Origin of the sequence: Nocardia sp. NPDC050697 (genome assembly GCF_040654395.1) — a bacterium.
Lineage (GTDB): Bacteria > Actinomycetota > Actinomycetes > Mycobacteriales > Mycobacteriaceae > Nocardia.
The window spans coordinates 187,985-201,565 of the sequence record NZ_JBFAHY010000002.1; the positions used below are offsets into that span (position 1 = coordinate 187,985).

Genomic DNA, 13,581 nt, shown 5'->3' on the forward strand with positions numbered 1-13,581 from the left:
TCTGCCTTCAGGAAGTAGGCGATCGAGGAGCGGGGCCATCGCAGTAGCGGCCATCTCGTTCGAACGCCTGGTCAAGACTGCGTCCGTACGGTCCGAATCCAGCCGCGCTGATGGTCTCGGCGTGCAGTCACGTCTCCAGTTGTCCACCCGCAGGGTGTTACGTGTGGGCTGCTCGGTGGTAACGAAGCGCTGGGGCGATCGCTACCTCCGTGCGGGTGGCCGCCCGCTACCTGAGCACCGACTCGGGGCTGCGGCGCGCGGGGCGGCAGGCCGGACTGGGTCCGGCGTAAGAGCAAACGATAAGTCAGGTCCGAAGCCCAACCAACTCAGATTCAATGGAAATCAGGTCTAGCTGGGCTTCTTCATGCGGTCCTCCACTTTGTGCGCGTTGTCCAGTGTAAAGCAGGGCTCGCGCGTCGATCGATCCCCTGGCACTGGGTGCCAGCGGCGCGACGCACCCGGGTTTCGCCGTCGAAACCCGGGTGCGGAACCGAAGAAGCAGCGCCCACCTGCGTCGACACAGATTTCCCCCGCGAAGGGGAGAACAAACCAGCCGCACCGCGGCTAACTCCGGAAGGCGCTGGCTGAGACGGATATGACAGGGATGTGACAAGCGGGTGACGCGAGACGACCGTCCGGCATCTTTGTCTCGGCGCGGAGTTCGGCACACTTTCGGCTAACCCGTCGAGTGGGGTTCACCACAGACCGGGCGGCCGGTCCCGCGGCGGCACCCTGTCTCGCTGCGGGGCAAGCGGTTCCGTGTGAACCTGACCACATCGCCGCGCACACCCTCGAAGCGTGGCCCGGATGCTGTCACTCTGTGAACGCCTCGGTCCGCCACCGACACGGAGGATGTGGAGTCCATGACCGTGACCGGACTGTTCACCCGGCTCGGCGGAGCACCGGCCGACGCCCCCGCGCTGCCGCACGAGCGCTCCGGCTACGTCACCGCCGGTGCCGCCGTGCTCGGCTTCGCCCTGGTGGCGGGCGGTGTCACCGCCGCGGCCACGGTTCCCGCGCTCCCGCTCGCCGGAGCGGTCGCGGCGAGCGTCGGTGCCGCCGTCTTCGCCGCCCTGGTCGGGCGCGCGGGCGCCACCGCCAAACCCGGCCGGATGCCGGACCCGCTCGGCACCACCGGGCGCGCGCTGCTCGCGGTGCTGGCCGGCGTGGTCGTCGCCGAGCTGGCCGCGACCGTGCTCTTCGCCGGTGCCGTCGACCGCACGCTCGACGACCGCGCGCACGCCGCGGCGGAGTCCGGGCCCGCGGTCACCGCCGCCCGCGCCGAGCTGGAGCTGGCCCGCGCCGAGCGCACCGCGCTGGACGGCGCCGTCGCCGCCGCGCGCGCCGACATCGACACCGCGCTGGTCACCGCGCGCTGCGAGTTCAACCCCGGCCCCGGCTGCCCGGACACCAGGATCACCGGCGTGCCCGGCGACGGCCCCGAGGCGCGCACCGCCAACGAGCTGCTCGCCGACGCGCGCACCAGGCTCGCCACCGCCGAGCAGCGGGCACCCGCGCTGGACCAGCGGATCAGCTCCGCCGAGCGGGAGCTGAGCGCGACCGCGGCGGCGACCGGCACCGATCGCGGGCTCGGCGCCCGCTGGTCGGCCATGAACGAGAGCGCGGCGCCGCTGCCCCGGCTGCTCTGCCTGCTGCTCTTCGTGGCGCTGGCGCTGCTCCCGCTGCTGCTGCGGCGCTGGCGCGGCGACACCACCTTCGACCGCAGGATCGCCGCCGAGCTGGTGCGCGACCGGGCCGAGCGGGAGGCCGACGCCGCCATCGCGGTGCAGCGGGCGCTGACCCGCACCGAGACCGAGCGGGTGCGGGCCGAGCAGGAGCTCACCGCCGCCAAGCTGGTCGCCGACGCGGACACCGCGATCGACCGGGAGCGGCAGCGCACCCGGGTGATCGCGGCCATCGGCGGGCTGGAGATCGGGATCACCGAGCCGTCGCCGCGGGAGGCCGAAGCCGAACTCGCGCTGCCCGGTGCCCCGCCCGCGCTGCCCGCCGCCGTGCCGGTCGAGCCGGTGCGGGTGACCGACCTGCCAGCGCGCATCGACCCCGATGTCGTGCGGCTGCCGGTGCTCGGCACCGTGCCGTTCTCCGGCACCGCGGTGCGGCTCTTCCGGCCCTTCGTGCCCGGGGTGGTCGCGGATGCCATCGGCACCGCCGCGCAACCGCTGCGGATCGCGGTGCGGGCACTGGAGGAGCGGGAGGAAATCACCTTCACCGTGCGGCGCACCCGCACCGTGCGGGCCGTTCTCGAGGTAGATCCGGAGCACCCGGTGGTCGCCGTGGTCGAGCCGGACGCCGCGTTGGCGCCGCACCCCGCCGTGCCGGAGCAGAACCCCGCTGCCGGGGCGAAGCACCTCGCCTCGCGCGACCGGGACGCCGTCGGCCCCGCGCAGCGCCCCGCCCTCCCCGCCCCGTGAATCGACCGACTCCCGCCGGACCGGCTCGCCCCGGACGCCGGCGCTCCGCACGATCCCCGGCCCGGGTACCGACCGCCGGATCGGCCCGAGACCGGCGCCGCCGCGGAGCCGCCGGTTCGGTGCACCCGACCGACCCCTCCCGCCGCCGCGCGACGACGCCGGGCCGGGGGCGCACCCCGGTCTCTAGGCTGCGTGCATGACCTTCGGTGACCGATATGCCCGACACTGACGCCGCGGTGCGGCAGACCCCCGCCGAGCCGACGGTGGTCGGCGCGCCGTGGGGCTCGCCGCTGCTCGGCACCGTCGAGGAGCCGGCCGGGCTGCGCCGGCTCCGGATCCAGGGGCTGCTCACCGTCTCCATCGTGCTGGCCAACTTCGTCGGCATCGTGGTCTCGATCGCGCTGATCGGCTTCGTGCTGCCCGGCCCGTCGGTGTTCACCGGGGAGCTGCTGCCGACCGTGATCGCGGCGCCGGTCTACGCCCTGGTCGCGATTCTGATCGGGGTCTGGTGGGGCACCACCGGCGGGCTGCGCGCGCTGCGCTGGGCCATCGACCCGGACCACGTGCCGACCGAGGCCGAGCAGATCGCGGCCGGGCGGGTGCCGCGCACGCTGGTGCTCTACCAGGCGGCGCTCTGGCTCGGCGGGGTCACGCTGCTCACCGTGCTGGCCGGGCTGGCCGATCCGCGCTTCATCCCCAAGGTCGCGCTCGGCATCGCGTTCAGCGCCATCGTGGTGTGCGCCAACAGCTACCTGCTCATCGAGTTCGCGCTGCGGCCGGTGACCGCGCGGGTGCTGGACGCGGCGCCGACCAGGCGGCGCCGCGGGATCGGCGTCTTCGGCCGCACCCTGCTGGTCTGGATGCTCGGCTCCGGCGTTCCGGTCGCGGGCACCATGGTGGTCGCCATCCTGGCGCTGGCCAGGGACGATGTCAGCGCGGCGCGGCTCGCGGTCTGCGTGCTCTCGTTCGGCGGCGCCACCCTGGTCTTCGGCCTGGTGCTGCTCGCGCAGACGCTCTCCGCCACGGTCGCGCCGATCAACGGCGTGCGCCGGGCGCTGCGGCTGGTCGAGGACGGCAGCCTGGACGCCGCCGTCGTGGTCTACGACGGCACCGAGCTCGGCGAGCTGCAGAGCGGCTTCAACCGCATGGTCGCCGGGCTGCGCGAGCGCGAGCAGCTCCGTGACCTGTTCGGCAGGCACGTCGGCCGCGATGTCGCCGCCGCGGCGCTGGAGCGCGACCCGGTGCTCGGCGGCATGGAGACCGACGCCGCCACGCTCTTCATCGATATCGTCGGCTCCACCGCCATGGCCGCGAGCAGGCCCGCGCCGGAGATCGTCGCCATCCTGAACCGCTTCTTCGACGTGGTGGTCGCCGAGGTGGAGCGGCACGGCGGGCTGCTCAACAAGTTCGAGGGCGATGCCGCGCTCGCGGTCTTCGGCACCCCGGCGCCGCTCGCCGACGCGGCCGGGTCGGCGCTGGCCTGCGCCCGCGCGATCCGCGAAAGGCTGGTCGGGCACACCGATTTCACCGCGGCCATCGGGGTCGCTGCCGGGCGGGTGGTCGCGGGCAATGTGGGCGCGCGGCAGCGCTACGAGTTCACCGTGATCGGTGACGCGGTGAACCAGGCGGCCCGGCTCTGCGAGCTCGCCAAGCGCGAGCCGCTGCTGGTCCTCAGCTCGGAGAGCACGGTGCGCGCCGCCGGCCCGGCCGAGGCCGAGCGCTGGGAACTCGGCGAATCGGTGACGTTGCGCGGGCGTCCGGAGCCGACGCGGCTGGCCCGTCCCTGCGGTTAGACTCGCCGCGTGTCACCTGCCGCTGCCCCGGCCGGTGCCGTCGGGGTGGGAGGTGATCCGGTACCAGGCTCCCCTGGCACGACGGTCCCGGTGCGCCCGCTCAGCTTCCGCGAACAGCTGGACGAGCCGTTCGCGCTGATCCAGGCGAACGTCGTCGCGCTCGCGGTGCTCACCGCCGCCGGGGTCGCGCTGGCCGAGGGGCTGGTCTTCGGGGTGACGGCGCTGGTCTCCGCGCTCACCGAGGGCTCGGACGCGGGGGTCGGGTGGGGCGCCGCGCTCGGCGCCGCGGTCGCGATTCTGCTGCTGCGCTTCCTGATCCGAGGCTGCACGGTCGCGCTCGGCCTCGCCACGCTGCACGGCAGTAAGGCCGGTCCGACGGCCGCGCTGGTCGCGCTGCGCCCCCGGCTCGGCGGGCTGCTGCGCTACCAGCTCTGGTTCACCCCCGTCGGCGTGCTCGTCGGCGGGATCGTGCTGCCGCTGACCGGCGGTGCGGGCGTGCTGTGGCTCGCCTACCTGCGGGCGCGGTACTACCTGGTGATTCCGCTGCTGCTGGGTGAGCAGCTGCCGTACGCGGCGGCGGTGGCCCGCTCCCGGCTGCTCGCCGACCGTGCGAGCTGGTCGCTCGCCTGGCTCTGGATCTGCCGGATGCTGCTGCTCACCGTGCTCGCGGTGCCGCTGCTCGCCATCCCGCTCTACCTCTCCGACTACACCGGAACGCACCGCTGGGCGGTGATCCTGCTGATCACCGGCGGTGCCCTGCTGATCGCCGCGATCGGCGAGCTGATCGACGCCGCGGGCCGGGTGGTCTGCTACGTCGACCGCCGCTGCCGCCGCGAGGGGTGGGACATCGTGGTCGCGGGCGGCCCCCGATGAGCCCCGACCTGGGCAAGCGCCCCGGGCCGGGCACCGGCTCCGGGGCGCCCGGCGTACCGCGGCTGGGCCCCGCGGCCGAGCATCGGGCCGCGTCCGAGGCAGCGGCGGCCCGCCGCGACTACGACACCGCGCTGCGCGAGCGGTTCCGCGCGGTACTGCGCGGGCTAGAGCAGAACGGCACGCTCGAGGTCCGCCGCTCGCGCACCGCGCAGGAGACGGCGGACGACGCCTCGACCACGCTCCCGCTCGAATCCGCGACCCCGCTGCACCCGGCGGCCGGCTCCTTCGACGAGGTCGTCTACGGCGGCAGACACGCCACCGAGGACGAGTACCGCCGCCTCGAGTACGCCGACCGCTACTCCGCGGGCGCACCCCCACCGGCCCCGGAGCCGCAGGAGCGCCCCGAGGTCGAGAGCCGGGCCCGCAAGCGCCGCCGCGACCGGCCGGAACTTCCCCGGCTCCTGCGCAACCCGCGCTTCTGGGGCACGCTCGCCGCCGCGATCGCCCTCGGCTTCCTGCTCTACGCCCTGCTCCAGGGCTGCGGCGCGCCGACGTCCCCGCCGCAGCCACCCCCGCCCGAGCTGCCCCCGCCGCCCACCGACTACCCGGACGACATCGACTTCCCCGGCTTCGGCCCCGGCTCGGACTCCATCTTCAGCCGCCTCCCGGCCCCGCTCGCCTTCGGCGGGCTGCAGCTGCTGGTCGCGGCGGCGGTGCTGGTCTGGTGGCGGGCCCGGCGGCGCGGCGCGCTGGTCGGCGAGCCGCGCCCGATCGAGGTGCGGGCCAACGAGCTGCTGGCCGGGCAGGCCGCGCTGTACCGCCGCTCCGGCGACCACGAGCACATCGCGGCCACGCTGCGCCGCGCCACCCTGCGCCGGATCCGGCCGCGGCTCGGGCTGCACCCGGAGGACGGGCCGGAACGGGTGGTCGCGGTGCTCGCCGCCCGGCTGCGCGCGGAGCCCGCGCCGCTGTACGCCGCGCTGTACGGCCCGGTCCCCGACGCGGCCGCCCTCGACCACGTCGCCACCCACCTTGATCTGATCGAAGCGGAGCTCGGATGACCAGCACGGACACCACGCACACGCCCACCGCGGCGGACGCGCACGCCGCGTTCACCGCGCTGCGCGCCGAGATCGGCAAGGCGGTCGTCGGCAATGACGACGCCGTCATGTACCTGGTGCTGGCCCTGCTCTGCCGGGGGCACGTGCTGCTGGAGGGCGTGCCCGGCGTCGCGAAGACGCTGCTGGTCCGGGCACTGGCCACCGCGCTCGACCTCACGCACACCCGGGTGCAGTTCACCCCCGACCTGATGCCGGGCGATGTCACCGGGTCGCAGATCTACGACCCGCACTCGGCCGAGTTCACCTTCCGGCAGGGCCCGGTCTTCACCAACCTGCTGCTCGCCGACGAGATCAACCGCACCCCGCCGAAGACCCAGTCCTCGCTGCTGGAGTCGATGGAGGAGCGGCAGGTGTCGGTGGACGGCACGCCGCGCCCGCTGCCCGACCCGTTCGTCGTGGTCGCCACGCAGAACCCGATCGAGCAGGAGGGCACCTACCCGCTGCCCGAGGCGCAGCTGGACCGCTTCCTGTTCAAGGTCGACATCCACCTGCCCGGCCGGGACGACGAGTTCCGCATCCTGCACCGGCACGCCAGCGGCTTCGACCCGCGCGACCTGAACGCCGCGGGGCTGCGCCCGGTGGCGGGCGCCGCGCACGTCGCGGCGGGCCGCGCCGCCATCGCCCAGGTGACGCTCGCCCCCGAGGTGCTCGCCTACATCGTCGACCTGTGCCGGGCCACCCGCACCGCGCCCGCCGTGCAGCACGGCGCCTCCACCCGCGGCGCCACCGCGCTGATGGCCGCGGCCCGCGCCTTCGCCTGGCTGAACGGCCGCGGCTTCGTCACCCCGGACGACGTCAAGGTGGTCGCGGTCGCGGTGCTGCGGCACCGGCTGCAGCTCCGGCCGGAGGCGGAGCTGGACGGCGCCAGCGCCGAGGCGGTGCTGGCGGCGCTGCTGCACGCCGTCCCGGTCCCGGTCTAAGCCGTGGTCGTCACCGGCCGGACGGCGGCCGCGGCGGGGCTGCTCGGGCTGCTCGTCGCGCTGGTGCTGCCCTCCTGGATCGGCGTGGTCGCGGCCACCGCGGCGCTGGCCTTCGCGGTGCTCGTCGATGTGCTCGCGCTGCCCCGGCGGGACGAGCTGACGCTGCGCCGCGACCCCGTCACCACGGTCCGGCTCGGCCGGGAGGCACGCGTCGAGCTGGTGGTCACCAATACCGGCGGCCGCCCCGCGCGCGGCACGCTCTGGGACGACTGGCCGGACAGCGCCCGCGCCGCGGGCCGCGAGCACCCGCTCGACCTGCCGGCCGGGACCACGACCCGGCTGCACACCACGCTCACCCCCACCTACCGCGGCGACCGCGCCGCCGGGCCGGTCACGGTGCGGCTGCGCGGACCGCTCGGCCTGGCGGGCAGGCAGTTCCGCTACGAGGCCGCGGCGCGGGTGCGGGCGCTGCCCGCCTTCCGCGCGGAGAAGCTGCTGCGCTCGGCGGTCAAGCGGCTACAGCACCTGGACGGCCGCAATGTCGCGAACAGGCGCGGCCAGGGCACCGAGTTCGACTCCTTCCGCGAGTACGTGGCCGGGGACGATGTGCGCGCCATCGACTGGCGCGCCACCGCCCGCGCCACCGACGTGCTGGTCCGCACCTGGCGGCCGGAGCGGAACCGGCACGTGGTGCTGCTCGTGGACACCGGGCGGCAGGCCGCGGGGCGGGTCGGCGAAGGGACCAGGCTGGATGCCGCCATCGAGGCGGCGCTGCTGCTCGGCGGGCTGGCCGCGGCGGCGGGCGACACCGTCGACCTGCTCGCCTTCGACCGCGAGGTGCGCGCCGAGGTGCGCGGGGTCACCGGGAACAAGCTGCAGCAGCGGCTGCTGCACGCCACCGCCGGGATCACCCCCGCGCTGGTCGACACCGACTGCGCCGGGCTGGTGCGCGCCGCCATCCGGCGCAGCCGCAGGCGCAGCCTCATGGTGCTCTTCACCGCGCTGGACGGCGCCGCCGTCCGGGAGAACCTGCTTCCGGTGCTTCCGGTCCTCGCCCGCAGGCACCGGGTGCTGCTGGTCTCGGTGACCGATCCGGAGATCGCGGCGGCGGTGGCCGGGCGCGGCGGTGATCCGTACACGGCGGCCGCCGCCGAACAGGTGCTCGCGGAGCGCGCCGTGGTCACCGAGGCGCTGCGGCGCGGTGGGTATGCCGTTGTGGCGGCCGGGCCGGAGCGGCTTCCCGAGGCGCTCGCGGACGAGTACCTGGAGCTCAAGCAGTCCGGGACGCTGTAGGGGTTCAGCCCACCGGTGGTGGCACGAAGCCGTTCCCGCCGCCGGGAGTCCCGCTCGGCGGCAGGCCGGGAGCGCTGCCCGGCAGCGCCGCCCGCGGGCTCCACGGCGACGGACCGGGCGCCGCGCCCCCGACGGGCACGAGCTGGGGCAGCGCCGGGCCGAGGCCGTTTCCGGCCCCCGGAACCAGCACCGGACCGCGCAACCCCGGCAGCGCCCGACGCTGCCGCTCCGCCACGATCGCGCCGAGAATCTGCACCGGCGGCAGCGTGCCGGGCGCGGGGACGCCGAGCGCGGCGCAGACCGCGCGCACCAGCGCGACCCCGAGGTCGTGCGCGGCGGCGGGGGTGAGATCCGGGAGCCGGGTGAGGTAGCGGCGCACCGCGAGCGCCAGATCGTCGGGGAGCGCGGTCGGGTCGGTGCGCGCGACCCACTCGGCCAGCCACGGCGGCGGCACCGCGAGCGCGGGCAGCGGCAACCGCCGCTGCGCGTGCACCACGACGGTGCCCGCCAGCACATCCCCCACCCGCCGCGCGTTCGGCGAGCAGAGCGAGGTGAGCACGGCGACCGCGCCGAACACCCCGAGCAGCCAGAAGTCCACGATGGCCCCGGCCAGCCCGCGGGTCAGCGTGTGCCGCAGGTCCACCGGCCCGCCGTCGGCCCGCACCACCCGCAGCCCGAGCACGAACTTGCCCGGCGTGCGCCCGGTGGTCAGCGTCTCCCAGAGCACCGGGTAGCCGATCAGCACGCCGACGATCAGCACGACGACGAGCGCGTCGAACCAGGCGGAGTCGAGGTCGAACCTGGTGCCGAGCACCAGCAACCCGCCTGCGGCGAGCAGCGCGAGCACGACTTGGAGCACCACGTCGACGAGGAACGCGGTGGCGCGGGTCGGGATGCGGGCGATCGGCAGTTCGAGCGCGACCGCTTCGCCCGTGGTGAAGGCAGCCATGTCGCCTAGCATTCTTGCTACCGGCGGGAGTGGGAGGCAACCGAATGGACGTCGACGCGTACGGCTACACCCATCGCCGGTCCTGGGCCCGGCTCGACGAACTCGCCACCAAGCGCAGGCTCACCGGGCAGGAGGTGGACGAGCTGCTGGCCCGCTACCGCCTCACCTCGCAGCAGCTGGCCCGGCTGCAGCAGCACAGCCCCGACCCCGAATTGGTCGCCGGGCTGAGCGCGGTGCTCACCAGGGCCCGCGGCCGCGTGCTGCGCACCCACTCGGACAACTGGGCGCAGGTCGGCCGGTTCTTCACGCACCGCTTCCCGGCCGCGGTCTACCGCGCGTGGCCGTGGTGGGTCTCGGTGACGCTGCTCTTCCTCGCGGTCGCCACCGGCGTCGCGGCCTGGGTGGCCGGGTCGGGCTCGGCGCGCCGGGCGCTCGGCCTGCCGTCGGACACCTCGCACCTCACCGACGCGGGCGGCGCCTTCGAGTCCTACTACTCGGAGCACCCGAACGACGCCTTCGCCGCCCAGGTGTGGACCAACAACGCCCTGGTCGCCGCCGTCGCGCTCTTCACCGGCGCGCTCATCCTCCCCGCGGTCTACGTGCTGGTGATGAACGCGGTGAACGTGGGGGTGAGCGCCGGGCTGATGGCCGACGCGGGCCGGCTTGACGCCTTCTTCGGCTTCATCCTGCCGCACGGCATGCTGGAGCTGACCGCGGTCTTCGTGGCCGGCGGCGCCGGGCTGAAGCTGGGCTGGACCATTATCGACCCGGGCAGGCTGAGCCGGATCGAGGCCGCCGCCAGGCAGGGCAGGGCCACCGCGACCATCGCGCTCGGGCTGGTGCTGGTGCTGTTCGTCTCGGGCCTGCTGGAGGGCTTCGTGACGCCCAGCGGCTGGCCCGCCCCGGTCCGGATCGGGGTGGGGCTGGCCGCCGAGATCGCCTTCCTCGCCTACGTCTTCGGCCCCGGCCGCCGCGCGGCGGCGGCCGCCGACCGGAAAGCGCTCGCGCGCTGAATAACTCGTTCCTGAACTAGCATCCGGCACACCTCACGACACCATCCCGCGAACCGAATCCCGCACCCCAGCCAACTCCGAGCAGCCGCAGCGGTGAACGAGGGGGAAAGCGAGGGTTCCGGGAGCGCTACCACGGGGCCGCGAACGGGCCTGCACCGAGGTTCCTGTCGGGACGAATTCCCTACTCCCCCATTGAGTTGCGCTGGCCGCAGCGAGTCGCCGCTCAACTGCGGCCAGCGTTACCGACAACTCTACACAGTCGTTATCTGGACGCAACCCTCCCGGCCGAGGTCAGCAGGGGTGCGGCAGCCCGCCGGCAACCCCGGCGGCGGGGCCGATTCTTCGCATCGGAGGCGAAGCCGGAGCAGCCCCGGAAACCCCCTTTCGGACCTTCGCCCCCGAGCCTCCCGACGCGCGCGCCCCGACTTCCGGGGGCGCTCCGGAATGGTTTGCGGACGCCGATCGCGGGAATCGGAATGTTTCCATGACACCCATCTTCACCAGGGGTTTTCCGGATGTTCACGGAGATAGCCACCGATTGATCACGCAGAAAAAAACCTAGAGTTGGTTCCAGATGCAATTCACTGCATGCCGCGTCCGCGACGGTTCACACAGATGTACTTGCATTTGTACGACCACGGTTTTCACCGCCTGTGAAACACCCCCGAAAACCTCCGCGGTGGGGCCCTCCGAGCACCGCCACCGCAACCCGAATCCGCAGTGTGATCTTCACCTCACTCCGACCGCGACCTGCGGAAACGATATGAACCGGCGTTAACGCGAACGATTGACGGACACCGAGCTGGACACTCTGTGAAACTCGGGCCCCGCTGGGCGACCTCACGATCGCCGCGAGGTAGCGGATACCGGGCCGCGAGACCGGATCGGACGTCTATCCGGCAGCTCAGAGGCACATTTGAGCCGGTAACCACGCGATTCTGCCCGCATAACCGACCCGAAGTCCGGTTACGCGGGCAGAAATCAAGATCAGCTTCTGTAACCCCTCGTCACGCCTCCGCCAGCCCGAAGCGGCGGTGCACCTGCCGGAGCGGGCGCGGCGCATACCAGGCCGCCGGGCCGAGCAGCCGCATGCTCACCGGCACCAGCACGCCGCGCACCAGGGTGGCGTCGATCAGGATGGCGAGCCCGGCGCCGAGGCCGAAGAACTGGATGAAGCGCACATCGCTCACCACGAAGGCGAGGAAGCTGATCGAGATCAGCGCCGCGGCCGTGGTCACCAGCCGCCCGGTCCGCGCCAGCCCCTGCACCACGGCCTCCTCGTCACCGAGGCCGGAATCGCGCAGCTCCTTGATCCGGCTGATCACGAAGACCTCGTAGTCCATGGACAGCCCGAAGGTGATGCAGAAGAGCAGCAGCAGCATCGAGACGTCCAGCGGCGCCGGGGTGAAGCCGAGCAGCCCCGCGAAGTGCCCCTGCTGGAACACCCACACCATGAGGCCGAGCGTCGCGGCCAGGCTGAGCGCGTTGGAGAGCAGCGCGCGCAGCGGCTGCACCACGCTCCCGGTGAAGAGGAAGAGCAGCACGAAGGTCGAGATCACGATCCAGCCGACGGCGTAGGGCAGCCGTGACCCGATCGAGGCCAGGCTGTCCCGCAGCTCGGCCACCTGGCCGCCGACCAGCGCGGTGCTGCCCGGCGGTCCGGGCACCGCCCGCACGAGGTCCACCAGCTCGCGGGCCTGCGGCGATTCCCGGTCCAGCTCGGTGAGCACGGTCAGCCGCTGGGCCTCGGGCCGGGCGAAGCGGGTGTCCGCGGGCGAGCTCGCCCGCAGCGCGCCATCGGCGAAGGTGCCCGCGGCGGAGTCCACCTGGGTCACCCCGGCCACCCCGGAGAGCGCGGCGGCGTACCCGGCCAGCGCGGCGGGGGCGACCGCGCCGGTGGTCACCACGGTCAGCGAGTTGAGATCGCCGCCGCCGAAGTCCGCGCGCATGGCGTCGCCGACCTGCCGCACCTCGGTGGTGGCCGGGAGCACCCGGTCGTCCGGGGTACCGAACCGCACGTCGAGCAGCGGCGCGGCGGCCAGCAGCAGCAGCGCGAGCACCGGCAGCCCGGCCAGCACCGGGCGGCGCAGCGCGAAATCGGCCACCCGCCGCCAGAACGGCGCCGCATCGCCGCGGATGCCGCGCACGCCGGGCACCTTCCAGGCATCCGCCCGCGCGCCGAGCACCGCGAGCAGCGCGGGCAGCACCACCACGCCCGCCACCGCGGCGATCGCCACCACGCCGATGCCGCCGTAGGCGAAGGAGCGCAGGAAGTACTGCGGGAAGATCACCAGCGCGGCCAGCGCGGCCACCACCGTCGCGGCGCTGAAGGCGATGGTGCGGCCCGCGGTGGCGACGGCGCCGGCCACCGCCTCGTCCGGGCTCCGCCCCGCCGACCGGTGCTCCCGGAACCGCGCGACCATGAGCAGGCCGTAGTCCACGGCGAGGCCGAGGCCGAGCCCGGTGGTGAGGTTGACCGCGTAGATCGAGACGTCGGTGATCGAGCCGAGCACCGAGAGCTCGGCGAAGGTGCCGAGGATGGCGATGCCGCCGACCACCAGGGTGAGCAGCGCGGCCACCACATTGCCGTAGGCGAGCACGAGCAGGATCAGGATGAGCGGCACCGCGATCGCCTCGGCCAGCGCCAGATCCGAGCCGATCTGCTCCGAGACCGCGTGGAAGACGGCCGAGCCGCCACCGACGAGCACCCGCACCGGTGCGCCGTCCGCCTGGTACGCGGCCACGATCTCCGCGGCGGCGCGGTCCTGCTCGGCCGGGTCGGTGGCCGCGTTCCCGGCCAGCACCACCGCCGCGCCGCCGTCGGCGGCGCGCATGGCGGGCGAGCCGGTGTCCCAGTACGAGACCACGTTCACCAGCCGGTCGTCGGCGGCGAGCCGCGCGGCCAGCGCCCGCCCCGCCGCCGCGGCCTCCGGGTCGTCGATGCCGCGCTCCGCGGTGACCAGGAAGACGTAGTCGCTGTCGGTCCCGAACTCCGCGGCGAGCCTGCTCGCGGCCAGGCTGGACTCGGCGCCGGGATCGGTCTGGCCGCCGGACTGCATCTTGCCGAAGGCGGTGGCGCCGAGCAGCCCACCGCCGAGCAGCGCTAGTACGCCGGCGATCAGCACCAGCCGCGCGTGGCGGACGACGAACCCGCCGAGTTTTTCGAACATCCCCGCTCCCTCAATGT

General features: G+C 74.1%; 9 protein-coding genes. 7 read left to right on the forward strand and 2 right to left on the reverse strand.

The annotated features are described in order from the left end of the window. Positions 1-863: 863 nt before the first annotated feature. The 6 genes from AB0H71_RS08445 (at position 864) to AB0H71_RS08470 (ending at position 8,432) form a co-directional block, all read left to right on the forward strand. On the forward strand, positions 864-2,432 hold the full coding sequence (locus AB0H71_RS08445) for a DUF4407 domain-containing protein (protein ID WP_357016668.1): 1,569 nt from the start codon (positions 864-866) through the stop codon (positions 2,430-2,432). A gap of 215 nt (positions 2,433-2,647) precedes the next feature. After that, positions 2,648-4,225 (forward strand): adenylate/guanylate cyclase domain-containing protein, encoded by a 1,578-nt coding sequence (locus tag AB0H71_RS08450; protein WP_357016671.1) that lies wholly within the window; start codon positions 2,648-2,650, stop codon positions 4,223-4,225. A 9-nt stretch (positions 4,226-4,234) separates the two neighbouring features. Next, the gene (locus tag AB0H71_RS08455) at positions 4,235-5,098 is read left to right on the forward strand and encodes a hypothetical protein (RefSeq protein ID WP_357016673.1); all 864 of its coding nucleotides are present in this window, start codon (positions 4,235-4,237) and stop codon (positions 5,096-5,098) included. Further along, entirely contained in the window at positions 5,095-6,159 is a 1,065-nt protein-coding gene (locus tag AB0H71_RS08460) for a DUF4129 domain-containing protein (protein WP_357016676.1), read from the forward strand. Before AB0H71_RS08455 ends, AB0H71_RS08460 begins: the two co-directional genes overlap by 4 nt. Then, a complete protein-coding gene (locus tag AB0H71_RS08465; protein WP_357016679.1) occupies positions 6,156-7,139 on the forward strand; it encodes an AAA family ATPase in 984 nt (327 codons plus the stop codon). Before AB0H71_RS08460 ends, AB0H71_RS08465 begins: the two co-directional genes overlap by 4 nt. A gap of 3 nt (positions 7,140-7,142) precedes the next feature. Continuing rightward, positions 7,143-8,432: a DUF58 domain-containing protein gene (locus AB0H71_RS08470; protein WP_357016682.1), complete on the forward strand. Its 1,290-nt coding sequence runs from the start codon at positions 7,143-7,145 to the stop codon at positions 8,430-8,432. A 4-nt stretch (positions 8,433-8,436) separates the two neighbouring features. Here the strand turns inward: AB0H71_RS08470 and AB0H71_RS08475 are convergent, their stop codons facing one another. Further along, positions 8,437-9,381 carry an RDD family protein gene (locus tag AB0H71_RS08475; protein WP_357016684.1) on the reverse strand — a complete coding sequence of 315 codons (945 nt, stop codon included), beginning with the start codon at positions 9,379-9,381 and terminating at the stop codon, positions 8,437-8,439. A gap of 44 nt (positions 9,382-9,425) precedes the next feature. On the opposite strand from AB0H71_RS08475, the gene AB0H71_RS08480 reads away from it, so the two are divergent. Next, a complete protein-coding gene (locus AB0H71_RS08480) occupies positions 9,426-10,394 on the forward strand; it encodes a stage II sporulation protein M (RefSeq protein WP_357016687.1) in 969 nt (322 codons plus the stop codon). A gap of 1,007 nt (positions 10,395-11,401) precedes the next feature. On the opposite strand, the gene AB0H71_RS08485 is transcribed toward AB0H71_RS08480, so the two are convergent. Continuing rightward, the gene (locus AB0H71_RS08485; protein ID WP_357016689.1) at positions 11,402-13,564 is read right to left on the reverse strand and encodes an MMPL family transporter; all 2,163 of its coding nucleotides are present in this window, start codon (positions 13,562-13,564) and stop codon (positions 11,402-11,404) included. Between the last annotated feature and the right edge of the window lie 17 nt (positions 13,565-13,581).